Origin of the sequence: Streptomyces sp. NPDC020597, from assembly GCF_044335095.1 — a bacterium.
In the GTDB taxonomy this organism is placed as follows: Bacteria; Actinomycetota; Actinomycetes; order Streptomycetales; family Streptomycetaceae; genus Streptomyces.
Map to the genome: position 1 here is coordinate 12,354 of NZ_JBIRUL010000045.1, position 26,610 is coordinate 38,963.

Here is a 26,610-nt window from a genome sequence, read left to right on the forward strand (position 1 = left end):
GGGTGCGGGCGGGACGGGGGCGGGGCGGGTGCGGGCGGGGCGGGCGGGGGCGGGTGCGGTTCGCGGGCGAGCGGTTTAACAGCGGCTAACAGAATGAGCCCCGCGGGCTGACCTACAGAGATCCCGGGTCACCGTCGGCAATGAACCGCGTCAGGGATCCCTCCAGCAGCTCCAGAAACTGCCGCAGGTCGTCGGCTACCTTGTCGAGCTCGGGTTCGTCCAGTGATGCCGTCCGCATCCGATGAACCGACCCATCAGAGCCCGCGACGTAGGAGAGGCCACCGCCGTTCGAGCCGATGACCACCATCCGGTCCGCGGCGGCGACGACAGGCCCGTGCTCCTCGAGTCGCAGAAGGACGTCACTTGCCGCGTCGAGGAAGTATCCGTTGCCGATGTCCGACCAGGTCAAGTCACCAATGCAGTCGTAGAAAGTGACCAGGTCAGCCGGGATAAGGCCCGCTTGAGCGAGCGTGCGAGCCGCCGTTTGATCGTCGCGACCGGCCGGCCGGACCTCGTTGGTACCAGGAGGAAAGCCGTGCCGATGCTCGAACCCGTCCGTCATTGCCGCGAGAGTCCCGGAGACCCTCTCTGTCCACGAGGCCAGCCAGGCGGGTGAAAGCGAACGGTCACTCATGAGGCCGGATCATGGCATGAGTCACGGACATCCATGAGGTGACCAGCGGCCTTGTACCCCAACGTCAGCGCAATGCCGTGAGTTGCCGGTGAGTGATGAGGCAGCAGGCGAGCTTCAGGAACGCTTCGTGGATGTCGGCCCGCCGTTCCCACCGGATCCGCAGGCGTCGGAAGCCGTGCAACCAGGCAAAACTCCTCTCCACGACCCAGCGGTAGGTGCCCAGCCCGGTGCCGTGTCGGGTGCCGCGGCGGGCGATCGCGGGCACGATGCCACGGGCGCGAACCTGGTCGCGGTAGATGTCGTGGTCGTAGCCGCGGTCGGCGAACAGCGAGTCTGGCTTGCGGCGGGGACGGCCGACCCGGCCGCGGACCGGCGGGATCGCGTCGAGTAGGGGCAGCAGTTGGGTGACGTCGTTGCGGTTGCCGCCGGTCAGCAGCACCGCCAGCGGGGTGCCGTGCCCGTCAGTGATCAAGTGATGTTTGGAGCCGGCTCGGCCCCGGTCGACCGGCGAGGCGCCCGTCTGGCTCCCCCTTTTAGCGCCCTGACATGGGAGGAGTCGACCACGCAGCGGGACCAGTCCAGCCGCGAGGCCGCATTCAGTTCGGCCAGCAGGACCTCGTGCAACCGCTGCCAGACGCCGGCCTGGTTCCAGTCCCGTAAGCGGCGCCAGCACGTCATGCCCGAGCCGAACCCAAGGTCTTGCGGCAGGTACTCCCACTGGATCCCGGTGTGCAGCACGTACAGGATCCCGCACAGCACCTGCCGGTCCGGCAGCGGCTTGCGTCCCGGGTGCCGAAAGCGTCGCTCGCGCCGCGGCAAGAGCGGCTCCAGGCGGTCCCACAGCTCATCCGACACGATCCACGGCGACTTCCCCACACCGAGCCGAACGCTCAACTACCGCCCTGGACACGGCCATCAGGACCGAGCCACCTCATTGTGTTAGCCGCTATAAGACACCTTTAGCCCCGCTGCCTAGCGTCGCTGCCGGGACCGCCCGTCCGTTGATTTCCGCCGACCCGAGGAGCACGACCGTGACCCAGGCCCAAGAGCTCGCCCGACTGCCCTTCCCGCGCGACCCGCAGGACGTCAACGGCATCGCACCGAAGTTCCGCGCGCTGCGCTCGCAGTCCCCGGTGGTGCGGGTCGGCACGTCCGCCGGCGACGAGGCGTGGCTGGTCACCCGTTACGGCGAGGTGAAGCAGCTGCTCAACGACCCGCGGCTGGGCCGCTCGCACGCGCACCCGGAGCGGGCCGCGCGGGTCGCCAACGCCGCCGTCCTGACCGGCCCGCTCGGCAAGCCCGAGGACGAGGTGCCCACCCGCACCCGTTTCCGGCGGCTGCTGTCGCCGGCGTTCTCCGCCCGCCGCGTCGCGCATCTCAAGAGCGGCGTCGAGGAGCTGGTGGGCCAGCTGTTCGACGGGCTCGAGGCGGGCCCCAATCCGGGCAACTTCCATGAGGCGCTGTCGTTCCCGCTGCCGGTGCTGGTGATCTGCCAGCTGCTCGGGGTCCCCGGCGAGGACCGTGAGGAGTTCCGCAGGCTGTCGGCGGGCTCGACCAGCCTGGACGACGTGGACGCGGCGAAGGCGGCCTGGGCGGAGCTGAACGACTACATGCTGCGGCTGGTCGACGTGAAGCGGAAGAACCCCGCCGAGGACGTCTTCTCCGACCTCGTCGCGGCGCAGGAGCGCGAGGGCCTGGAGGACGCGGAGATCGCGCGGATGGCCTCCGGCATCCTCTTCGCGGGCCACGAGACGACCGTGACCCGGCTGGACCTGGGCACGCTGCTGCTGCTCACCCACCCCGAGCAGCGGGCGAAGCTGCAGGCCGACCCGCAGGGGCACGTCCAGTGCGCGGTCGAGGAGATCCTGCGGATGGCCGCCCCCTCCACCCAGGACGTGCTGCCGCGGTACGCGCACGAGGACATCCAGGTCGGCGACCTGACCATCCCCGAGGGCGATCTGGTCCTGCTGGCGTTCACGGCGACCAACCGCGACCCGGACATCTTCTCCGACCCGAACTCCTTCGACATCACCCGGGACAGCACCCAGCACCTCGCCTTCGGGCACGGCCCGCGGTTCTGCCTGGGCTCGGGACTGGCCCGTCTGGAGCTGCAGATCGTGTTCTCCACGCTGTTCGAGCGCTTCCCCGGCCTGCAGCTCGCCACCGGCCTGGACGAGCTGCAGTTCCGCGACAACACCCTGACCGGCGGCCTGTCGGCGCTGCACGTGCGCTGGTGAGAGCCTGACCGGCGAACCCGCCCCGCACGCCCCCGAAAAATGAAGGGGGGCCGCGGGGCGCGAGCGGTCCCGGGCAGGAGCGGTACACAGAGCGCGGCGGTCCCGGGCAGGGACGGTGCCGGGCGGGGACGGTGGCGGACGCGGCGGTCCCGGACGCGGCAGTGCCGGGCGCGGCGGTCCCGGGCGGGGACGATGCGAGGCGCGGCGGTCCCAGACGGCCGACGCCGGGCGGTCAGCGCCGGGCGCGGCGGTCCCGGACGCGGCAGTGCCGGGCGGTCCCGGCGTGCACGTGCGCGGTCTCGCGTGAGGACGTCCGGCGGGCGGCGGGCAGCCCGCATCGCGCGCCGGGCGACGGGGCCCGCACCCGTCCTGCGTCTTCGGCCGGAGGCCGGAGGGATCTCCCCGGCGCCGGCGGGCCTGCGTGTGCACGGCCCCGCAAAGGCGTGCCGGGGGCGGTGGAGGCCTCGGGTCGTGCCCGGCCCCCAGGACCGGTCCGCCTCGCCGGCGAGGAACGGGCCCGGCCGCCTCGGACGGCGGGGACGCATGCCGGACGGCCCAAGCCCGGGCGGGACGGCGTGGCGCCTGCCGGGCGATTCAAGTCCACGCCGGACGGGCGAAGGTCCCGGCGTGCGGCGGCAGCCGGCATCGCACACCGGGCGGCCCGGACCCCGTGCCCGGACCCCGTGCCCGGACCCCGTGCCCGGAGGGCGAGGGCCGGCGCCGCCCTGGTGTGGGGCCGAGGTCGGTCCTCGGCTCGCCCCCGCTCCCCCGCTCCCCGGTGCCGCTGCTCCCCCGCTCCCCCGCGCTTCCGTGCCGCTGCTCCCCGGCTCTCCCGTGGTGCTGCTCGTTCGCTTCCCTCGAACGCGGCCAGGGCGCGGTGTCCTTGAAGGGACATCGCGCCCTGGTGGCGTTCCGGCTCCCGCGGCGGGGGATGTCCGCGGGAGCCGGGGATCGGGGGGGGTGTCAGCGGCTGGGTTCCGGCTCGCTCGTGGCGGGCGCCGGGGCGGCGGCCTTCTTGCGGCTGAGGTGGTTGTGGGCCAGCGTGCACAGCACCGCGGCCGCGGCGACGGCGCTGAGCGGCAGGACGAGCGAGGCGTGCATGGTGGCGACGAATCCCTGGTCGTAGACGTCGCCGGCGAGTGCGCCGAGGCGGTCGGCGCTCTGCTGGGGCAGGTCGGCGGCGAGCGCCTTGAGCGCGCCGGCGTCGGGGGCGTCGCCGTGCGAGAAGGCGCCGACGAAGCCGTCGCGGGAGGCCGGCGGCAGTTCGGCGGCGCGGGCCTGCGCCTCGGTGTGCAGGTTCGCGGCCAGGCGGCTCTGCAGGACGGCGCCCACGACGGAGGCGCCCAGGACGGAGCCGATCTGGCGGATGGTGTTGTTCAGGCCGGAGGCCGCGCCGGCCAGCTGCGGCGGCACGTTGCGCATCGCCTCGCTCGACATCGGCGCGAGCAGGCAGCCGGTGCCCAGGCCGACCACGGCCATCGGCAGGGTGAAGGTGTACCAGGAGCTGTCGGCGCCGGCGAGCAGCAGCACCAGGCAGATGCCCGTGCCGTAGACGACGAGGCCGAAGAGCAGGACGTTCTTGCCGCCGATGCGGTCCGACAGCCGGCCCGCGAAGGGCGCGGTGGTCATCGACAGGAGCGGGGAGGGCGCGAGGGTGAGGCCGGCCTGGACGGCGCTCATGCCGAGCACGGACTGCAGGTAGATGTTCATCGGGAGCACCAGGCCGAGCAGGGCCATGGAGATCAGCGCCACGATGGCGGTCATCACGGTGAAGTTGCGGTCGCGGAACAGTGCGAAGGGCACCAGGGGCTCGTCGTTCTGCCGGCGCCGCTGGTGCAGGACGAACACGGCGATCAGGGCCAGGCCGCCGGCGATCAGGGCGACGATGCCCGCGTTCCAGTGGTAGCGCTCGCCCTCCTGCAGGCCGAAGGCGAGGCAGAACAGGGCGGCGGTGGCGACGAGGACGCCGGGCACGTCGAAGCGGTGGGCGCGGGCGGGCCTGATGTCGGGGACCAGCGCGAAGGTCAGCACGACGACCGCGACGCCGATCGGCACGTTGATGAAGAAGATCCAGCGCCAGCCGATCGTGCTCACCAGCAGTCCGCCCAGGGTCGGGCCGGACAGGGTCGCGACGCCGGCGATCGAGCCCCACACGCCCATGGCGGTGCCGCGCCGTTCGGCCGGGAACACCGCCATGATCAGCACCATGGTCTGCGGGACCATCATGGCCGCGCCCAGTCCCTGCACCGCGCGGGTGGCGATGAGCAGGCCGGGGGTGCCCGCGAGGCCGCAGGCGATGCTGGCCAGGGTGAACAGGGTGACGCCGGCGATGAACAGGGTGCGCGGTCCGCGCAGGTCGCCGAGCCGGCCGAAGGTGATCAGGGTGACGGCGAGCACGAGGGCGTACGCGCTGACGACCCACAGGGCCTGGTCGAGGGACGAGCCGAGCCGGTCCATCATGTCGGGGATCGCGATGTTCACGATGGTCAGGTCGAGCAGGGTCATGAAGAACCCGAGCCCCATGGTCACCAGGACTGCCCACGGATTCCCGCGCAGTTTCCTCACCGATGCTCCTTGTCCGTCCACCTGAGTGGCTCACTAAATTTTCGGGACACTGACCCAAAGTTGTCAATGACCCGCTTTCGGGGGTTCATTCGGCGCCCGCCAGTCCCAGCTCGTCGTCGAGCGCCGAGAAGAGTTCGTCGTCGGTGGCCGACCGGAGGTCGGCGTCGGCGGCGGTCGGGCGGTGCCCGCCGTGCCAGCGGCGCAGCAGTTCGCCGAGCCGGCCGCCGACGTGGTCGCGGTCGTCGTGGTGCGCGCCGTCGGCGGCGGCCTGGGCCAGGGCCGCCTCGAGGCGGTCCAGGGCCTCGGTCAGCGGCTGCGGCTGCGGTTGCGGGGCGTCGTGGGGGGCGAGCCGGCTCAAGAGCTGCGCGGTGAGCGCGGTGGCGGTGGGGTGGTCGAAGGGGAGGGTGGCGGACAGCCGCAGTCCGGTCGCGGCGGCGAGCCGGTCGCGCAGCTCGACGGCGGTGAGCGAGTCGAAGCCGAGCTCCTGGAAGCTGCGCTCGCTCTCCACGCGTCGGGCGTCGGCGTGGCCGAGGACGTCCGCGACCTCGGTGCGCACCAGGTGAAGGACGCTCTTCTCGCGTTCCTCGGGGCTCATCTGCGCCAGCCGTTGGGTCAGCGGCCGCTGGTCCGCGCCCGTCGCGGCGGGCGGGGCGGGCCGGCGGGGCGGGGTGCGCACCAGGGTGCGCAGCAGGGCGGGCAGCCGGCCGGCGGCGGCCTGGGCGCGCAGGGCGCCGGCGTCCAGGCGCACCGGTGCGAGCAGCGGGTGCGCGGTGCGCAGGGCGGCGTCGAACAGGGCGAGGCCCTGGTCGGCGGGCATCGCGGCGATGCCGGTGCGGGCCAGGCGGGCCAGGTCGGCTTCGGCGAGTTCCTGCGCCATGCCGGCGGCGTCGTCCCACAGGCCCCAGCCCAGCGACTGGGCGGGCAGGCCGGCGGCGTGCCGGTGCTGGGCGAGCGCGTCGAGGAAGGCGTTGGCGGCGGCGTAGTTGGCCTGGCCGGGGGTGCCCAGGGGGGCGGCGATCGAGGAGAACAGCACGAACGCGGACAGGTCGAGGCCGGCGGTCAGCTCGTGCAGGTGCCAGGCGGCGTCGGCCTTGGGCCGCAGGACGGTGTCGATGCGCTGGGGCGTCAAAGCGGTCAGGACGCCGTCGTCGAGGACGCCGGCGGTGTGCACGAGGGCCGTCAGCGGGTGGGCGGCGTCGACGTCCGCCAGCAGCCGCTGCAGGGCGGCGCGGTCGGCCGTGTCGCAGGCGGCGAAGCGGGCGGCGGCGCCCAGTCGGGTCAGTGCGGCGGCCAGTTCGGGCGCTCCGGGCGCGTCGGCGCCGCGCCGGCTGACCAGCAGCAGGCGCCGCACGCCGTGCGCGGTGACGAGGTGGCGGGCGACGAGGGCGCCGAGGAAGCCGGTGGCGCCGGTGACCAGGACCGTGCCGTCGGGGTCCAGGGGGCGCGGCGGGGCGCTCTCGTCGGCGGGTGCGCCCGGCGCCAGGCGCGGTGCGTAGGCGACGGCCTGCCGCAGTGCGAGGTGCGGCTCGTCCTGGGCCAGGGCCCGGGCCACGGCCGCGGGCACGGCGTGCGCCGAGGCGGGGCTGCCGTCCAGGTCGAGCAGGACGATGCGGCCGGGGTTCTCGGACTGGGCGGTGCGCACCAGTGCGCTGACGGCGGCGGCCGCCGGGTCGGGGACCTCGCCGGGCAGGGCGGCGCAGGCGCCCCGGGTGAGCAGGACCAGTCTGCTGTCGGCGTAGGCGTCCTCGGCGAGCCAGGTCTGCAGCAGCGCGAGGGTGTCGGCGAGCGCGGCGCGGGCCGCGTCGGGCGGCGTCGCCTCGGCGGGAGCGGCGGGGGCCGGGACGTCGGCGACCAGGACGCCCGGCACACCGGACACGCCGGGTGCGCCGGCGGCGGGCGCCGGCGGGCGCAGCGGGGCGGCGGGCAGGTCGTGGGCGCGGGCCAGGACGCCGGCCTGATCGGCCGAGCGGTCCTGCAGGACGGCCCACCGCTCGCCGGGCGCGGGAGCGGCGGGGGCCGGGTGCGGGCCGGGCAGTTGGCTCCAGTGCAGGCGCAGCAGGCCGCCGTGCGCGGCGCTCGGCGCGCCCTGCCCGCCCAGCCGCCCGGCGGGCAGGGCCCGCACGGACAGCGCGTCGACGCGGGCCACCGGCGCGCCGTCGGGGTCGGCGAGGTCGAGGCGGACGGCGCCGGCGCTCTGCGCGGGGGCGATGCGCACCCGCAGGGCGCGCGCCCCGCTCGCGTACAGGGTGACGCCGCTCCACAGGAACGGGATGTGCACACGGTCGGCGCCGGAGCCGGTGTCGGGGGTGGTGTCGGTGTCGGGGGCGGTGTCGGGGGCGGTGTCGGGGGCGGTGTCGGGGGTGGTGTCGGGGGCCTGCCGGGCCGGGCCGAGTGCGAGGGGGCGCAGCGCGGCGTCCAGCAGCGCGGGGTGGATGCCGAAGCCCTGGGTGTGCGCGCCGTCGGCGTCCTCGGGCAGCCGCACGTCGAGGTAGGTCTCCTCGCCCAGGCGCCAGGCCGCGTGCACGCCCTGGAAGGCGGGCCCGTAGCCCAGTCCGGCGGCGTTGAGGCGTTCGTCGAGCAGCTGCAGGTCCAGGGCGGTGGCCGCGGGCGGGGGCCAGGTTCCCGCGAGGGCCGCGGCCGGCGGGCGCTCGCCGGCGCCCAGCAGGCCGGTGGCGTGCCGGGTCCAGGGCGCGCCGTCGTCGTCGGGCGCGGCGTCGGCGCGGGTGTGGACGGCCAGGGGGCGGCGGCCGGCGTCGTCCGGGGCGCCGACGAGGACCTGCAGGCGCAGCGCGCCGTGCTCGGGCAGCACCAGCGGGGCTTGCAGGGTGAGGTCGTCGACGGCGGTGCAGCCGGCCTCCTCGGCGGCCCGGACGGCCAGGTCGGCCAGGGCCGCGCCGGGCAGCACCACGGCGCCGCCGACGACGTGGTCGGCGAGCCAGGGGTGGTCCGCCAGGGCGAGCCGGCCGGTGAACACCAGCTGCTCGCCGTCGGCGAGTTCGACCAGGGCGCCGAGCAGCGGGTGGCCGGGCGCGTCCTGGCCCACGCCCGCCACGTCGCGGGGCGCGGGCGGCGCCTGCAGCCAGTAGCGGGAGCGCTGGAAGGCGTAAGTGGGCAGGTCGACGACGCGGGCGCGGCGTCCGGCGAGCAGCGCCGTCCAGTCGATGCGGTCGCCGGTGGCGTCGGCGGCGGCGAGCGCGGCGAGGAAGGTGCGCGCCTCGGGGCGCCCCGCGCGCAGCGCGGCGGCCGCCGCGGGGGCCGGCCCGTCGTCCTCGAAGGCGTCGCGGACCAGGGCGGTCAGGACGGGATGGGGGCCCAGTTCGAGGTAGGCGCCGATGCCTTCCCGGTGCAGGGCGCGCACCCCGTCGTGGAAGCGGACCGCGGCGCGGATGTGGCGCGCCCAGTAGCCGGGGTCGGTCAGCTCGCCCGGCTCGGCGAGGCGCCCGGTGACGTTGGAGACGATCGGGATGCGCGGTTCGTGGAAGGCGAGGGCGCCCGCGACGCGCTCGAACTCTGCGAGGACGCCGTCCATGTGGGCGCAGTGGAAGGCGTGCGAGACGGGCAGGCGGCGGGCCTTGACGCCCTGGGCGGCGAAGTGCGCCGCCACCTGCTGTGCGGCGTCGGCGTCGCCCGAGATCACCACGGCGCGCGGCCCGTTGACCGCGGCGATCTCCACCCCGGCGTCCAGGCGGGCGAGGTGGGCGGCCACGTCGGCCTCGGCGGCCCCGATCGCGATCATCGCGCCGCCCTCGCGGGCCGCCTGCATCAGCCGGCCCCGCGCCGCCACCAGCGTGCACGCGTCGTCCAGCGTCAGCACGCCGGCGGCGTGCGCGGCGCTCAGCTCGCCCACGGAGTGGCCGATCAGCGCGGCGGGGGCGAGCCCGAAGTGCTCGGCCAGCCGGTACAGCGCGCTCTGCACGGCGAACAGGGCGGCCTGGGTGAACTCGGTGCGCTCCAGCAGATCGGCCTCGGCGCTGCCGGGCGCGGCGAACACCAGCTCCTTGAGCGAGCGGCCCAGGCGGGCGTCGAGGCGGGCGCAGGCGGCGTCGAAGGCCTGCGCGAACACCGGGAACGCCGCGTACAGTTCGCGGCCCATGCCGGCGCGCTGGCTGCCCTGCCCGGTGAACATCACGGCGGTGCGGCCTGCGCCGGAGGCGGCGCCGACGACGAGGTCGGGGCTGTCCTGGCCGCGGGCGGCGGCGGTGAGGGCGGCGACGAGTTCCCCGTGGTCGGCGCCCAGGGCCACGGCACGGTGGGCGAGGCGGGCGCGGGTGGTGGCCAGGGACAGCGCCAGGTCCTGCGCCCGCGGCGGTGCGCCGGGACCGTCCAGACGGGCCAGCAGGCGCGCGGCCTGGGCCTGCAGTCCCTCACGGGTGTGCGCGGACAGCGGCCACGCGAGCAGCCCCGCGGCGGGCCGCGAACCGGCCGCAGAACCCGCGGCGGACGCGGGCCCGGGCACGGCGGAGCCGGAGGCGGACCCGGGCACGGCGGTGTCGGTGTCGGGCGCGGACCCGGGCACGGCGGAGGCGGACCCGGGCACGGCGGAGCCGGAGGCGGACTCGGGCGCGGCGGCGGTGTCGGGGGCGGGCAGGGGCTCGGTGTCGGGGTCGGGCGCGGGGTCGGGGATGTGCTCGAGGACGAGGTGGGCGTTGGTGCCGCTGATCCCGAAGGAGGAGACCGCGGCGCGGCGCGGCCGGTCCGCCCGCCGGGGCCAGGGCTGTTCCCCGGTGAGCAGCGCCATCGTGCCGCTCGACCAGTCCACGTGCGGTGTCGGCTCGTCGACGTGCAGCGTGCGCGGCAGCCTCTCGTGGCGCATCGCCATCACCATCTTGATGACGCCGCCGACGCCGGCGGCCGCCTGCGCGTGGCCGATGTTCGACTTCAGCGAGCCCAGCCACAGCGGCTGTTCGGGGGTGTGCTCGCGCCCGTAGGTGGCCAGCAGGGCCTGCGCCTCGATCGGGTCGCCCAGGGTGGTGCCGGTGCCGTGCGCCTCCACCGCGTCCACGTCCGCGCCCGACAGGCCGGCGTCGGCGAGGGCCTGGCGGATGACGCGCTGCTGGGCGGGCCCGTTGGGGGCGGTCAGGCCGTTGGACGCGCCGTCCTGGTTGACGGCGCTGCCGCGGATCACGGCCAGCACGGGATGGCCGTTGCGGCGGGCGTCGGAGAGCCGCTCCAGCAGGACGAGGCCGACGCCCTCCGCCCAGCCGGTGCCGTCGGACGACGCGGAGAACGCCTTGCAGCGCCCGTCGGGCGACAGCGCCCGCTGACGGCTGAACTCCACGAACGTGGTCGGCGTCGCCATGAGGGCGACCCCGCCCGCCAGCGCGAGCGTGCACTCGCCCTCGCGCAGCGCCCGCGCCGCCAGATGCAGCGCCACCAGCGACGACGAGCACGCCGTGTCGACGGTGAGCGCGGGCCCCTCCAGGCCGAACGTGTAGGACACGCGGCCCGAGGCGACGCTGCCCATGCTGCCGTTGCCGAGGTAGCCCTCGTAGCCGGCGGGCGCCGGATGCAGCCGCGAGGCGTAGTCGTTGTACATGACGCCGGCGAACACGCCGGTGCGGCTGCCGCGCAGGGTCGCGGGGTCGATCCCGGCCCGCTCGAACGCCTCCCACGCCGTCTCCAGCAGCAGCCGCTGCTGCGGGTCGGTGGCCAGGGCCTCGCGCGGGCTGATCCCGAAGAACTCCGCGTCGAAGTCCTCGGCGCCGTGCAGGAACCCGCCGCGGCGGCAGTACGTCTTGCCGGCCGCGTCGGGGTCGGGATCGTACAGTTCCGCCTCGTCCCAGCCGCGTGAGGCGGGGAACTCCCCCACCGCGTCCACACCGTCGGCGACCAGCCGCCACAGCTCCTCCGGCGAGGTGACCCCGCCGGGGTAGCGGCAGCTCATCGCGACGATGGCGATCGGGTCGTCGTCCGCGGCACGCACCCGCACGGGCGCAGCCGCGGGTGCGGGCGCGGTGTGCTCGCCCTCGACGCGCTCCAGCAGGTAGCCGGCCACGGCCTGCGGGCTGGGGAAGTCGAAGACCAAGGTGGCGGGCAGGCTCAGGCCGGTGGCGGAGGCCAGCCGGTTGCGCAGCTCGACCGAGGCGAGCGAGTCGAAGCCGTAGGTCTTGAAGGCCCGCCGGTCCTCGATCGCGCCGGGCGCGTCGAGCCCGAGGACGGTGGCGACGTGGGTGCGCACGAACGCGGCGACGGCGCCGGCGCGTTCGGACTCGGCCAGGCGGGCGATGCGCTGCGCCCAGGCGCCCGCGCCGGCCGGGGCGCCGGCGGCTGCGCTGCGGCGGGCGGGCGCCCGGAACAAGGCGCGCAGCAGGGCGGGCAGGCGTCCCTCGGCCGCGTCGGCGCGCAGGGCGTCGGCGTCCAGGCGGGCCGGGACGGCCAGCGGACGGCCCGCGGCCACGCACGCGTCGAACAGGGCCAGGCCGTGCCCGGTGTCCATGGCGGCGAGGCCGCCGCGGGTCATCCGGGCGCGGTCGGCGTCGTCGAGGTGCCCGGTCAGGCCGGTGGCCTGGGCCCACAGTCCGAAGGCGAGGGACAGCGCGGGCAGCCCGCGGGCGTGCCGGTGCTGGGCGAGCCCGTCGAGGAAACCGTTGGCGGCGGTGTAGTTGGCCTGGCCCGGGTTGCCGAGCGTGGCGGTGACGGAGGAGAACAGCACGAACGCGGCCAAATCCAGGTCCTGGGTGAGCTCGTGCAGGTGCCAGGCCGCGTCCGCCTTGGGCCGCAGCACCCGCTCCAGACGCTCGGGCGTCAACGCCGTCACCGTGCCGTCGTCGAGCAGACCCGCCGTGTGCACCACCGCCGTCAGCGGATGCTGCGCCTCCACCGACCCCAGCAGGTCCGCCAGCGCGTCGCGGTCGGCCACGTCGCACGCGGCGATCCGCACCGCCGCGCCCAGCGCGCCCAGCTCCGCCGCCAGATCGGCCGCCCCCGGAGCATCCGCCCCGCGCCGGCTGACCAGCAGCAGACGCCGCACCCCGTACACGCTCACCAGATGCCGCGCGAAGACCGCGCCGAGCGTGCCCGTGCCCCCGGTGACCAGCACCGTGCCGTGCGGGTCGAGCGGGCGGGACCCGCCACCGGCCCCCGAACCCGGCACCTGCGCGACCGCCTGCAAGGGCGCCTGGACGGCGAACGCCTGCGCGGGCGTCTGCGCGGCGGACGCCTGCGCGGCAGGCGTCCGGGTGGCGGGCGCCTGCGCGGCGGGTGTTTGCGCGGCAGGCGTCTGCGCGGCAGGCGTCTGCGCGGCGGATGTCTGGGCGGCAGGCGTCTGGGCGGCGGACGCCTGCGCGGTGGGTGTTTGCGCGGCAGGCGTCTGGGCGGCGGACGCCTGCGCGGTGAGTGTCTGCACGGCAGGCGTCTGGGCGGCGGATGTCTGGGCGGTGGGCGTCTGGGCGGTGGGCGTCTGGGCGGTGAGTGTCTGGGCGGGTGTCTTGACCAGTCTGGGCACGCGGAGGGCGGCGCCGCGCACCGCGTACTGGGGCTCGGCGTCCAGGGCCAGCGCCCGGGCCAGGTCGCCGGCCGGGCGGGGGGCGTCGTCGAGGTCGACGAGCGCGAACCGGCCCGGCTCCTCGCGCTGGGCGGTGCGCACCAGCCCCCACAGGGCGGCGCCCGCCAGGTCGGTGACGTCCTCGCCGTCGTCGGCGGCCACCGCGCCGCGGGTGACGACGGTCAGCCGGGCGCAGGCGAGCTCCTCGCTGCCCAGCCAGCGCTGCAACTGCCCCAGCGCGTGCCGCGTCGCGGCGTGGACCTGCGCCAGGGGTGCGCCGCCCGGGTCGTCACCGGCCGCGAGCAGCACCGTGGAAGGGGGCTCGCCGCCCTGGCGCAGGCCGGCCAGGAGCGCGTCGACGTCCGCGTGCAGCGGCGCGTGGAGACTGTCGGCGAGGAAGCGGGCCGTGCCGGCGGCCGGGCCCAGCACCGCCACGGCGCCCGGCCGGGCCCGCTCGGGCAGCGGCTGCTCACTCCAGTGCACCGCATACGGCGTGCCCGGGTCGTCGCCGCCTGCGTGCAGCCGGTCCGCGGGGATCTCCCGCAGCGCGAGGGAGGCGACGGAGGCGACCGGACGGCCCGCTTCGTCGAACAGCTCCACCGCCACAGCGCTGCGGCCCGCCGGCGCGATCCGCACCCGCACCGCCGCCGCACCCGTGGCATGCAGCCGCACACCCGACCACACGAACGGCAGCCGCGGCCCACCCCCACCCTCGGCCCCTCCCCCGGCCCGGTCCTCGTGGGCCTGGGCCTCGTGCTCGTGTTCGTGTTCGTCGGCCGGCAGCAGTCCGGCGTGCAACGCCGCGTCCAGCAGCGCCGGATGCACACCGAACCCAGCCGCAGCCTCCCGCTCCCCCTCACCGAGAGCGACCTCGGCGAACACCTCCGCACCCCGCCGCCACACCGCGCCCACCCCCTGGAACACCGGCCCGTACTCATAGCCGGCCCCCGCCAGCGCCCCGTACAGAGCGCCCGCGTCCACCGCCCGCGCACCCCGCGGCGGCCACACCAGCCCCTCGCCCACCGGCCCGCCCGGGTCCGCGGGGTCGGCGGGGTCGGCGGGGTCGGCGGGGTCGGCGGGGTCGGCGGGGTCGGCAAGGTTGGCGGGGTCGGCGGGGTCGGCGGGGTCGGCGGGGTCGGCGGGGTCGGCAAGGTTGGCGGGGTCGGCGGGGTCGGCAAGGTTGGCGGGGTGGGGGGACAGCACGCCGGAGGCGTGGCAGGTCCACGCCTCCTCGTCGTCCGGGGCGACCGAGTCGGGCCGCGAGTACACCGCGACGGCCCGGCGGCCCGCCGCGTCCGGCGCCTGCAGGACCGCCTGCAGCCGCACGCCGTGCGCGTCGTGCAGGAACAGGGGTGCCTGCAGGGCGAGTTCGTCCAGGACGTGGCAGCCCGCCTCGTCGCCGGCGCGCAGCGCCATCTCCACGAACGCCGTGCCCGGCAGCAGCACCCTCCCGGCCACCGCGTGGTCGGCCAGCCAGCCGTGCGTCGCAAGCGACAGCCGGCCCGACAGCATCACGCTGCGGGTGCCGGCCAGGCCCGTCACGGCGCCGAGCAGGGGGTGTCCGGCGGCGGCCAGGCCCGCGGCGGCGACGTCGGCGGCCGGGCGGGCGGGCTCCAGCCAGTGCCGGCTGCGCTGGAAGGCGTAGGTGGGCAGGTCGGCCGGCTCCCCCGTGAACGGCAGGGCCGGCCCGAAGTCGACGTCGACGCCGTGCTCCCAGGCCTGGCCCAGCGAGGTGAGGAAGCGCTCCAGGCCGCCCTGGCCGCGGCGCAGCGTGGGCACCGACACCGCGACGGCGGCGTGCGCGGCGGCGGCGTCCGCGGCGCGTGCGGCGTCCTCGAAGGTCTCCTGCATGCCCTGGGCGAGGACCGGGTGGGCGCCGCACTCGACGAAGACGGTGTGCCCGTCGGCCAGCAGGGCCCGGGTGGTCTTCTCGAACTGCACGCTCTGGCGCATGTTGCGATACCAGTACGCGGCGTCCAGGCCGGCGGTGTCGATGGGCTCGCCGGTGACGGTGGAGTAGAACGGGATCCCGCTCGTGCGGGGGGAGACCGGCGCGAGCAGGCCCAGGACGCGCTCGCGGACGGGCTCGACGTGACGCGAGTGCGAGGCGAACGTGGTGGCGATGCGGCGCCAGCGCACGCCGTCGGCCTCCAGGGCCGCGGCCAGCTCGTCCAGGGCGCCGTCGGTGCCCGACACCACGCTCGAGGCGGGGCCGTTGACGACGGCGATCTCCAGGTCGTCGGCGCGGCGGGCGAGGTAGGGGCGCACCGCGTCGGCGGACAGCGCCACGGAGAGCATGCCGCAGGAGCCCTCGATCTCGGTGATCGCCCGGCCGCGCAGCGCCACCACCAGCGCGGCGTCGTCCAACGACAGGGCGCCGGCGAAGGTGGCCGCCGCGATCTCCCCCTGCGAATGCCCCACCACCGCGTCCGCAACGACGCCATAGGAGCGCCACAGCTCCGCCAGCGACACCATCACCGCCCACAACGCCGGCTGCACCACGTCCACCCGCTCCAGCAGGCCCCCGCCCGCATCGCCTTCGCCGTCCTCGCCGAGCAGCACCTGAAGCAGGTCCCACTCCACATACGGCGCCAGCGCCCGCGCGCACTCCTCCAGCCGGGCCCGGAACACCGGCGCCTGCGCATACAGCGGGCCCGCGACGCCGGCCCAGTAGGAGCCCTGGCCGGGGAAGACGAACACGGTCCTGACCGCTGCGGCGGCCTGCCGCACCGGCGAGTCGGGCTCCGCGAGGGCCTGCGCGCCGCGGACCAGGGCGTCGCGGTGCGCGCCGACGAGCACGGCCCGGTGATCGAAGACGGTACGGTGGCGCACGAGCGCGGAACCGATCGCGGCCGCGTCCACACCGGGACGCGCGGCCGCGAAGGCCGCCAGACGGGCGGCCTGCCCGCGCAGCGCGGCGGGAGTCTTCGCCGACAGCACCCACGGCACCACCGCACACACAGCGCCGGCCTCAGACACGGCGCCGGCAGCAGGGACAGTGCCGGCCGCAGCCGCTGCCGCTCCCTCCGACACAGCCGCAGCCGCTGCCGCAGCCTCCGACACCGACAGAGCCGCGTCCTCGGCCGGAGCCGCTGCCGGGGCGGCGTGTGCGGGCCCGGCCGCGTCCTCGGCGATCGGGTCGCCCTGGGGGGCCTGCTCCAGGATCAGGTGGGCGTTGGTGCCGGAGATCCCGAACGAGGAGACCGCCGCACGCCGCGGCCGGCCGACTGCCGGCCAGGGCCGCTCCTGCGCGAGCAGCGACACCGCCCCCGCCGCCCAGTCCACCTCAGCGGTCGGCTGTGTGACGTGCAGGGTGCGCGGCAGCATCCCGTGCCGCAACGCCATCACCATCTTGATCACACCGCCGACCCCGGCCGCCGCCATCGTGTGACCGATGTTCGACTTCAACGACCCCAGCCACAACGGCTGCTCGCGGGTGTGCTCCTGCCCGTAGGTCGCCAGCAGCGCCTGCGCCTCGATCGGGTCGCCGAGCCGGGTGCCGGTGCCGTGCGCCTCCACCGCGTCCACGTCCGCACCCGTCAGGCCCGCGTTCGCCAGCGCCTGGCGGATCACCCGCTGCTGCGACGGCCCGTTGGGCGCGGTCAGCCCGTTGGACGCGCCGTCCTGGTTGACGGCGCTGCCCCGGACGACGGCGAGCACCTCGTGGCCGTTGCGGCGGGCGTCGGAGAGCCGCTCCAGCACCACCATCCCGACGCCCTCGCCCCAGCCGGTGCCGTCCGCGTCCTTCGAGAACGCCTTGCAACGGCCGTCCACCGACAGCCCCTGCTGGCGCGCGAACTCCACGAACATCCCCGGCGACGCCATCACCGTCGCCCCGCCCGCCAACGCCAGCTCGCACTCCCCCGCACGCAACGCCTGCGCCGCCAGATGCAACGCCACCAACGACGCCGAACACGCCGTGTCCACCGTCACCGCCGGACCCTCGAGCCCCAGCGTGTAGGCGATACGCCCCGACGCCACACTCGCCGTCGTCCCCGTCAGCAGATACCCCTCCGAGCCGCCCGCCGCCTCGTGCAGACGCGGCCCGTACTCCTGCGTCATCGCCCCGACGAACACCCCCGTGCGGCTCCCGCGCAGCGAGCCGGGCACGATCCGGGCCCGCTCCAGGGCCTCCCACGCCGTCTCCAGCAGCAGCCGCTGCTGCGGGTCCATCGCGGCCGCCTCACGGGGGCTGATGCCGAAGAACGCGGCGTCGAACATGTCGGCGTCGTAGACGAAGCCGCCGTGCCGGGTGTAGGTCTTGCCGGCCGTGCCGCGCTCGGGGTCGTAAAGGCCCTCCAGGTCCCAGCCCCGGCCCTCGGGGAAGGCGCCGATCGCGTCGACGCCGGCGGACACCGCCTCCCACAGGCCCTCCGGGGACGTCACCCCGCCCGGGTAGCGGCAGCCCATGCCCACCACGGCCAGCGGCTCGCCGGCGGCGTCCCGCAGCCCGGACAGGACGCCGTCGACGGCGTGCGGATCGGGCGCCGCGACGAGATCGCGGACGATGTGCCGGGCCAGGACCTCGGGAGTGGGGTAGTCGTAGACCAGCGAGGACGGCAGGGACAGGCCCAGATCGCCCGCCAGCCGGCTGCGCAGGTCCACCGACGTCAGCGAGTTGTAGCCCAGATCGCGAAACGACAGCGCCGCATCGACCTCTTCGGCCGACTCGTACTCCAGGATCTCCGCCGTGTGCCGCCGCACCAGATCGGTGATCAGCTTCTGCCGCAGCCGGTCGCCCTGAGCGCCGGTCAGGTCCCGCATCCTCGCCGCCCACTGCCCCAGCACCGTGTCCGGCTCATCGCCGTCGAGCGGGAAACCCCCGCCGGCGTCGGGGGCACGCTCGGCGACGGCCGCCGCCGCAGGGTCAGCACCTGCCGCCGCCGCGACGGCGGGGGCGGGGGCGTCGATCCAGTACCGCTTGCGCTGGAAGGCGTAGGTGGGCAGGGCGATGCGCCGGCCCCCGTCCAGCAGCGGCGTGAGGTCGACGCCGACGCCGTGGGCGTGCAGGACGGCCAGCGCCCGCAGCGCGGTGCGGGACTCGTCGGCGTCCCGGCGCAGCGCCGACACCGCGACCACGGGCGCACCGCCGCCTGCGGCACCGGCGCCGGCGCCGGCGCCGGCGCCGTCCTCGGTGGGGGTGTCGAGGGTGTTCTTGACCAGGGCGGTCAGGACGGGGTCGGGCCCCAGTTCCAGGTAGGCGGTGATGCCGCGCGCGTGCAGGGCCTGGACGCCGTCGTGGAAACGCACCGCCGCCCGGATGTGCCCGGCCCAGTACCCCGGATCCGTCAACTCCCCTTCCACGGCCGGAGCGCCGCTGACGTTGGAGATCACCGCGAGCCGCGGCTCACGCAAGACGATCCCCGCGACCGCCTCCTCGAACAAAGCCACCGCCGTGTCCATGTGCGGGGAATGGAAAGCGTGCGAGACCGCCAGACGCTTCACCCGCACCCCCTCCCGCCGGAAACGCTCCGCGAGCTCGGCGGCCGCGTCCGCGTCACCGGACACCACGACCGCGGCGGGCCCGTTGACCGCCGCCAGCGACAACCGCCCCCCGAACGAGGCCACCACCGGCGCCACGTCTGCCGCCGGGGCGGCGATCGCGATCATCGCCCCGCCCTCGCGGGCGGCCTGCATCAGCCGGCCCCGCACCGCCACCAGCCGGCACGCGTCCGCCAGCGAGAACACCCCCGCCGCATACGCGGCCGTCACCTCGCCCACCGAATGCCCGATCACCGCATCCGGCCGCACCCCCCACGACGACACCAGAGCGAACAACGCCGACTCCACCGCGAACAACGCCGCCTGCGTGAACTGCGTCCGCTCCAGCAACCCCGCCCCCGCGGAGCCCGCCTCCGCGAACACCAACTCCTTCAGCGAACGCCCCAACTCCACATCCAGATGCGCGCACGCCGCATCGAAAGCCCGCGCGAACACCGGGAACGCCGCATACAACTCCCGCCCCATACCCGGGCGCTGACTGCCCTGCCCGGAGAACATCACCGCAAGCCCGCCCGCACCCGTGGCGCGGCCCCGCACCACATCCGCGCCGCCCCGGCCGGCCGCCAGCGCGTCCAGCCCCGCCACAAGCTGCTCGCACCCCTCACCCAGCACCACCGCCCGATGCTCGAACACCGACCGCGACACCGCCAGCGACCACCCCACATCCACCACATCCACCGAACCGGCCTGACCGACCGGATCCGCCAGGCCCGCCGAACCCGCCCGCTCACCCCGACCGGCCTGACCGGCCGTCCCTGCGCCCCGCACGAACTCCGCCAGCCGGGAGGCCTGTTCACGCAAGGCGGCCGGTGTCTTCGCGGACAGCGCCCACGGCACCACACCACTGCCGGCGCCGGCGACGGCGCCGGCCAGGGTGCTGGTGCTGTCGGAGTGGGTGGTGCTGCTGTCGCCGGTGCCGGTGTCGGCGGTGCCGGTGTCGGCGGTGCCGGTGTCGGCGTGGTGGGCGGGTGTGTGCCGGGTCCGGGTCTGCGTCTGGCGTTCGGGGCCTGCGGTGAGGACGAGGTGGCAGTTGGTGCCGCCCATCCCGAACGAGGACACACCCGCCACCGGCACGCGGCCGTCCTCGTGCTGCGGCCAGGGCCCGGCCTGCGTCTGCACCCGCAGGTTCAGCGCCCCCAGATCGATGCCGGCAGCCGGCGAGCGGAAGTGCAGACTCGCCGGAATCCGCCGATGCCGCACCGCCAGCGCCGCCTTGATCAGACCGACGATCCCCGCCGCACCCTCCAGATGCCCCACGTTCGTCTTCGCCGACCCCACCCGCAACGGCTCCCCACGCCCCTCGGCGCCGCCCAGCACCGCACCCAGCGCCCGCGCCTCCACCGGATCACCCGCACGCGTCCCCGTCCCGTGCAACTCCAAATAATCCACCGCCGCAGGCGACAGCCCCGCGTCCGCATACGCCCGCCGCAGCACCTCCTCCTGACCCGCCGCACACGGAACCGTCAACCCCTCACCGCCGCCGTCGTTGGTGACCGCACCACCCGCGATCACACACACCACCTCGTCCCCGTCGGCCACCGCGTCCGAGAGCCGCTTCAACACCACCAGACCCCCGCCCTCCCCCCGCACATAGCCCTCCGCCCGCGCGTCGAAGACATACGCACGCCCCTCCGGCGACAGCCCGCCGAACTTCGAGACGGCGACGGTCGATTCGGGGGCGAGGATCAGGTTGACGCCGCCGGCCAGGGCCAGGCAGACGTCGCCGCGGCGCAGTGCCTGGCAGGCCTGGTGGACGGCGACCAGCGCGGAGGACTGACCCGAGTCGACGACCCAGGAGGGGCCGGTGAGGCCGAGCAGGTAGGAGACGCGGTTGGCGATGACGCTGCGGGCCAGCCCGGTCGAGGTGAACGCGTCGATGGCGCCGACGCCGGCGCGCCGGGACAGGGCCGCGTAGTCGTCGGCCATCGCGCCGACGAACACGCCGGCGGGGGTCGCGGCGGCGGACGCCGGCACGATTCCCGCGTCCTCGAAGGCCTCCCAGGCCAGTTCCAGGACGAGACGCTGCTGGGGGTCCATCGCGGCGGCCTCCCGCGGCGAGATCCCGAAGAAGGAGGCGTCGAAGCCGTCGACCCGGTCGAGGAACCCGCCACGGCGGGCCACCGCGCGGCCCGCAGCGCCGGGATCGTCGCTGAAGAACGCGTCGGCGTCCCAGCGGTCGGCGGGCACCTCCCGGACCGCGTCGCGGCCCTCGGCCAGCAGGTCCCAGAACGCCGCCGGGTTCTTCCCGCCCGGGAAACGGCACGACAGACCCACCACTGCGATCGGCTCGTTGTGCGGCCTGTCAGATTCACAAAGCACGATGCCCGGTCTCCGTTTCGTCACACGCAGAAAAAACACAACGTCACACCCGGGGCGGGGTCCCGCCCCCGTGTCCGATGCCGCTGTCCGGTCTGTCACCTTCGCCAGCCGGGCTAAAGCCCCTCTTGCGGGGCCGCAAGGAGGACGGCGCCGCTAGGCCGGCACCGGCCAGGACAGGACCGGCGAAGGCGAAGGCGGGGCCGGCGAGGGCGAGGGCAGGGGCGAAGGCGGGGCCGGCGAGGGCGGGGGCGGGGGCGGGGGCGGGGGCGGGGCCGGCGCGGCGGCGTCGACCTCCAAGTCCAAGTCCAGGTCCAGGTCGAGGTCCAGGTCGAGGGGCAGATCACGGCGCCGTGACACCTGCAGGATGCGGTAGACGCGGGTGAGATGCTGCTCGACGGTGCTGGCGGTGATGAAGAGCCGCGCGGCGATCTCACGGTTGGTGTATCCGGCGGCGGCCAGCGCCGCGATACGCCGCTGCGAAGCGCTCAGCCGGCCGGCCCGCGCCTCGTCCGGCGCGCCGCGCCCGCCGGACGGCGCATGCGGGTCACGGCCGGGCAGAATGCCCTCGCACAACGGGATCGCCCCACAGTCCGCCGCCAGATTCCAGGCCCGCCGCACCAGCGCCCCGGCACGGACGCCCTCGCCGCCGGTCTGCAAGGCCCGGCCGAGATCGGCGAGGGCCTTCGCCAGCTCCAGACGGTCCCCGCAGGCACGCAGCTCGCCCACCGCCCGGGCCAGGGTCCGCTCCCGCTCCCCCGGCGCCTCGGTCGCCGCCCGCAGCCGCAACGCGACACCGTCCGGACGAGGCCCCGTGCAGACAGGCAGGGCGAGCTGCTCGACGACCAACGCGCGGGCCTCCCGGCGGCGCCCGGCACGCAGGAGCGCCTCGGCGGCATCAGTGCGCCAGGGATGCTGACAGGGGCGGTCCAGGCCCCACCGGGCGGCGAGCCGTCCGCACTCACGGAAAGCGTCCACAGCCGCCTCGGCACGATGGGTCGCCAGCAGGTACCGGCCGCGGGCCCGCAGCAACGGCAGAACGTGAACGGTGTCCACGACCGCGTCCAGATCCACCGCCTCCAGACGAGACGCCGCCTCCCCGTAACGGCCCCGCGCGGTGAGCGCCATGACCAGCACCGCGACCGGAACGGCCCCGAAACGCCCGCCGCGCCCGCACAACGCCCCCACAGCCTGAGCCGCGGCCTCACCGGCGCCCGCGAGGTCACCCAGATGCAGCAGCGCCTCCCCCTGCAGCGCCCCGTAGAGGGCATGCAGACCAGGAGCCCGATACCGGACGGCGTGCGCGCCCAGACGACGAGCGAACACTTCCGCACGACGCGGCCGGCCGGCGTGCACAAGCGTGCGCAACGCCTGAGCCAGAGCATCATGCACGCCGGGAGCCGGCGGGACGGCGGCGAGGAAACGCTCCGCGTCACGCAGATCCTCCTCGTGCCCGCGGCCGGGATGAGTCCACAACCCGCCACACACACCAACAACCCCACCCCCACCCCACACCCCCACACCACCACCAGACGACACAGAGACCCGGTCACCACCACCACCGGACGCGCCCGTCACACGGTCACCACCGGACGAGGCGGAGGCACGATCACCACCACCGGACGAAGCGGAAACACGATCACCACCACCACCGGACGCGACCGTCACACGGTCACCACCGGACGAGGCGGAGGCACGATCACCACCACCGGACGAAGCGGAGGCACGGTCACCTCCGGACGCGACCGTCACACGACCGCCGCCGGACGAGGCGGGGGCACGCCCGCCGCCGGACGCGACCGTCACACGACCGCCGCCGGACGAGGCGGGGGCACGCCCGCCTGGCCGGACGGGGGCGGCGGGCGGGACGGCTGCACGGCCCCCTGACGGGACGCGGCCGGCGGCCGGGGCCGCGACACGACCGCCACAGGACGCGACCGCGACACGGTCACCGCCCGCCGAGGCGGGCGCACGGCCGCCGCCGGACGCGACCGTCACACGGCCACCGCCGGACGCGACCGTCACACGGCCGCCGCCGGACGGGGCGGGCACACGACCGTCTGACGGGGCGAAGGTGCGGCCACCTACCGGAGCGTGACCGGCGGGAGCGGCGGGCGGGGCGGGCGGGGCGGGGGCGCGGCCGCCTGACGGAGCGTGACCGGCGGGAGCGGCGGGCGGGGCGGGGGCGCGGCCGCCTGACGGAGCGTGGCCGGCGGGGGTGGGGTCGGCGGGCGGGAGGGCGAGCAGTTCGTGCAGGGCGGCGGCGCCGCCGGGCGCACGGCGCAGCGCCTCGGCGGCCTCCTCGAGGCGTCCCTGGGCGGTGAGCAGGCGCGCCAGGCGGGCGGCCGCGGCCGGCGCGAGGCGGCTGGCGCGCAACTCCGCCAGCGGGCCCGCGAGATGATGCTCAGCCGCCTGCGGACTCGTCTTCCAGGTCAGAGCGGCGAGTCGCAGAGCGATGTCGCTGCACGCGCCGGCATCGCCCCGACGGGCACAGGCGGCGTGCGCCAGATGCAGGCACGCGACGGCGCGTTCCTCCTCACCGCCTCCCATGGCCTGACGGGCCGCCTCACACAGCGCCTGCACAGCCCAGTCCTCATCGACGCCGCCCGCCGAGCACAGCAGCTCCGCGACCGCGCACGCCGGCGCCTGCGTCTCGTACAGCACCCGCGCCGCCCGCCGGCACAGCCTCCTGTGGGCGGCCGGCGCCAGGACGGCCAGCGCCGCCGTGCGGGCCAGCGGATGACGCAGCCGGTAGCCGTGAGCGAGGCCCATCGCGGCGAGCACGCCCAAAGCGGGCGCCAGACTCTCGGGCGAGGTGTGCAGCAGACGCGCCGCCCGCTCCGCACTCGCATGATCACCCAGAACGGCGAGCGCGCGCGCCAGACGCCCGACGGGAGCAGGACAGCGCCGCAGACACACATCGACGGCACGGGCGAAAGGACCACCCGGCCGCGGATCGCATCCACTCTCACCGAGCAAAGCCCGCACCAGCAACGGATTACCACCGCTGACCTCATGCACCCGGCCCACCAGCGCGTCCGGCACCCGCCCCCCGGTGTGCCGGCGCAACACACCCGCAGTGCCGGAACGGGCCAGCGGACCGACCCGGACCCGGACCATCGCGGGATGCCCCAACAACACCCCCTCCAACACCGCACCGAGCGGCTGCGTGAGGTCGACGGCGAGCACGAGCAGCAGACCACCCTCCCCGCCGCCCCGCGCCCGGGACCGGGCCACAGCGGCCACAGCGGCCTGGGAGACGGCACCGACGCGGCCGGCATCATCGACACACCACACCCTCGCAGCGCGCGGCCCGTCCAAACCGTCGGAACACCACACCGTGGCGGCACGCGGGCCGCCCATGCCGTCGACCCCGGACAGAGCCCCAGGACACACCGCACCGACGGCGTCCACGACAAGCGCCCCACGGCGTCGGGCCGCATCGGCGCAGTACTCCAACAACGCCGACTTACCACAGCCCGGAGCGCCTTCCACCAGCACGACCGCGAAAGCACCCCGCATACAGGCATCCAGCGCACCCTCGATACGCGCGCGTTCCCCGTCCCGGCCCAGCAGTGTCATGAACAGCAGGCTAGACAGCACCGACACACCGAACACCCGCCCGGACACTGACCGCAACCTGCCATGCAACAACTCCCACCCACCCCCACCCCCACCGCCGACCCCACCGCCACCGCCGACCACCACCCAGCCCAGCCACCCGACCCGGCCACCACCCACCCCGACCCGGCCACCACCACCCGGCCCCCGACCCCGCCACCACCACCCAGCCCAGCCACCCCGACCCGCGGACCGGCAGCGTTCGGGGGCTCCGCGGAAGATCACGGACGAGCAGGTCGAGGCGCTGGCCGTCAGGACGCCGGATCCGGCGCCACCAGGTGACCCGCACTGGTCGACACATTCAGCACGCGCCCCGACGAGCTCGTCATCGGACACACGTTTACGGCTCCGAGCCGGGGAGGGGAGTCGCGACCGCGCATACAACCTCCACGTGCTTCTCGGTGCGGTGCCGTTGAAGCTCCCACCGGGCCGGACGCCGGGCAAAGCCTTCCTACGCGAGGGATGTGACCGGAGTCGGTGTGGCTTCAGCGGCCGCCGACCAGGCCCGGCACGCCGTCGGTGCCCGGCCGACCGCCGCGGCGACGCTGGCGGCCGCGGTCGCCGCCCGCGCGTACGCCCTCAATAACCAGCCCGAGCAGGCCCGCGCCGCGCTCAAGGCCGCCGACGCCCTCATGGGCCGGCTCCCCGAAGGCGAGCGGTCGGACAGCTGGTTGACGTACGGCGAGAACAAACACCACGTCCACCTGAGCCACGCGCTAATCACGCGGAAGCCGCCGTGTCGCCGAGTGCAGGGACCGGGCAGCCTTCGCAGGGTGGCAACAACCGCTTGGCGAGCCTGCGACGGGCCTTCAGCCGTGCAGCATGAGGAGGCTGAGCCCGGTGCTGGTGGCGGTGTGTACCGCGCTGTTGCGGTGCCGGAGGGTGGTGACCAGTCCGGCCTGTCGTAGGACGGTTGCGTGTTGGCTTGCGCCGGAGGCGCCGATGCCGAGAACGCCGGCGAGTTCGGCCGTGTTGCACCCGGGATGGGTGGCGATGGCGTGGAGGACTGCGGCGCGGGTCCGGCCCAGCAGCGCGGTCAGAGCCGCGGGTGCGCCTGCGGCCGTGGACTCGGTGGAGAAGGGGGTCAGGGGGGTGAGGGCCGCACCGGAGTTGGCTGGGTAGGTCAGGAACGGCTGGGGTTCGGCATCGGGGTCGATGACCGGTGACTCCGACCCGAACAGTGAAGGCACCAGCAGCAGCCCCCGCCCCTCCAGCCGCAGGTCGCCTTGCATGCCGGAAGCCATGGCGACTTCCAGCGTCGGCGGCGTCCACCGGATGCGCGGCGGGTACAACCCGGTCAGCAGGCGCTCGACACCACCGTGGAGCAGCTCGCGTATCCGGACGGCACGGTCGGCGGCAAGGCTGGTCACCACGTGGGGCCAGTACGGTGCCATGACTGTCGTGTGGAGGAGATGCATGCTGTCGGCCAGTTGCTGCAGCACGAGTGGGTCATCGTCCAGCCGCCGGGTCCAGGACGGCAGCGGCTGGTGTTCCGCGAGGTCTGCCAGGGTCTGACGGATCTCTTTCGGAGAGGTCGAACGGATCTGTTCCAGCAGATCCTGGGGGCTGCCCCGTTGCACGCGGGCCAGGAAGTCCGGCGTCCATCCGCGCAACGGGATCATATCGAGGGCCAGGCGCGCTGCCGGCGGTAGCCGGGCAAACGACCGCCGTCGCCATACGTCGTAGCGGACCGGCTGATTCCGGTCCTGAAGAACCCGTACCGCATTGGCCAGTTCCAGCATCGGCCTCGGCGATTCGGCCAGCCGGGTTCGGGCCAGATCCTCGGCGGTGAAATGGATCCGGTAGACCACTGCTTCCCCCATGCTCCAGCCATGCCTGGCGATCGCCCGTGATTGTCCCAACAGGCCGTGATTCAAGCCAGGTTGAAACACCTCGGCCTTTCCCACCTGAGTGGGACAGCCTCATCAGGCAGGCAAACAAGGCCCTTGGGCCTCGTCCTGAGTGGTGCACGGGACGCCAACACACCGATGAACCCATCAATCATCACGTCGACGCATCCCCCCGGTTCACTCGCGGGGAGCCGCTCAGGGGGACGGGTGGTGCAGTCCGCTCCGCCGCCCCATCACAACCGGAAGGTCTCCACAGAAAATGAACAAAGTACGCCAGCGCATCGCTTTCGCCGCCGCTGTCGCAGCCCTAGGCAGTTTCGTTTGGATCTGTCGGTCGTTGGTCCGGGTGTGCCGTTGACTGACGCGCAGTGGGCGCGGATCGAGCCGTTGCTCCCGGACCGC

The 26,610-nt window shown here is 75.2% G+C and carries 7 protein-coding genes and 2 pseudogenes; 1 reads left to right on the plus strand and 8 read right to left on the minus strand.

Going from position 1 to position 26,610, the window contains the following annotated elements:
* Positions 1-112: 112 nt before the first annotated feature.
* Both ACH4ZA_RS37935 and ACH4ZA_RS37940 read right to left on the minus strand, forming a co-directional pair.
* Positions 113-562, minus strand: a complete 450-nt coding sequence (locus ACH4ZA_RS37935; RefSeq protein ID WP_055637785.1) for an SMI1/KNR4 family protein — start codon at positions 560-562, stop codon at positions 113-115.
* Positions 563-698: 136 nt separating this feature from the next.
* A pseudogene (locus ACH4ZA_RS37940) lies at positions 699-1,510 on the minus strand (IS5 family transposase).
* 155 nt (positions 1,511-1,665) lie between these two features.
* Between ACH4ZA_RS37940 and ACH4ZA_RS37945 the strand changes: the two are divergent.
* The gene (locus ACH4ZA_RS37945; RefSeq protein ID WP_398433603.1) at positions 1,666-2,871 is read left to right on the plus strand and encodes a cytochrome P450; all 1,206 of its coding nucleotides are present in this window, start codon (positions 1,666-1,668) and stop codon (positions 2,869-2,871) included.
* A gap of 963 nt (positions 2,872-3,834) precedes the next feature.
* Here the strand turns inward: ACH4ZA_RS37945 and ACH4ZA_RS37950 are convergent.
* The 6 genes and pseudogenes from ACH4ZA_RS37950 to ACH4ZA_RS37975 form a co-directional block, all read right to left on the minus strand.
* Positions 3,835-5,436 (minus strand): DHA2 family efflux MFS transporter permease subunit, encoded by a 1,602-nt coding sequence (locus tag ACH4ZA_RS37950; protein WP_398433604.1) that lies wholly within the window; start codon positions 5,434-5,436, stop codon positions 3,835-3,837.
* Positions 5,437-5,521: 85 nt separating this feature from the next.
* Positions 5,522-20,740 (minus strand): SDR family NAD(P)-dependent oxidoreductase, encoded by a 15,219-nt coding sequence (locus ACH4ZA_RS37955; RefSeq protein ID WP_398433605.1) that lies wholly within the window; start codon positions 20,738-20,740, stop codon positions 5,522-5,524.
* A gap of 153 nt (positions 20,741-20,893) precedes the next feature.
* Positions 20,894-22,063, minus strand: coding sequence for a LuxR C-terminal-related transcriptional regulator (locus ACH4ZA_RS37960; protein ID WP_398433608.1), 1,170 nt, complete (start codon positions 22,061-22,063; stop codon positions 20,894-20,896).
* A 2,133-nt stretch (positions 22,064-24,196) separates the two neighbouring features.
* A pseudogene (locus ACH4ZA_RS37965) lies at positions 24,197-24,319 on the minus strand (ATP-binding protein); the annotation flags it as partial.
* 524 nt (positions 24,320-24,843) lie between these two features.
* Positions 24,844-25,071 (minus strand): hypothetical protein, encoded by a 228-nt coding sequence (locus ACH4ZA_RS37970; RefSeq protein ID WP_398433606.1) that lies wholly within the window; start codon positions 25,069-25,071, stop codon positions 24,844-24,846.
* A 96-nt stretch (positions 25,072-25,167) separates the two neighbouring features.
* Positions 25,168-26,265, minus strand: a complete 1,098-nt coding sequence (locus tag ACH4ZA_RS37975) for an ArsR/SmtB family transcription factor (protein ID WP_398433607.1) — start codon at positions 26,263-26,265, stop codon at positions 25,168-25,170.
* Between the last annotated feature and the right edge of the window lie 345 nt (positions 26,266-26,610).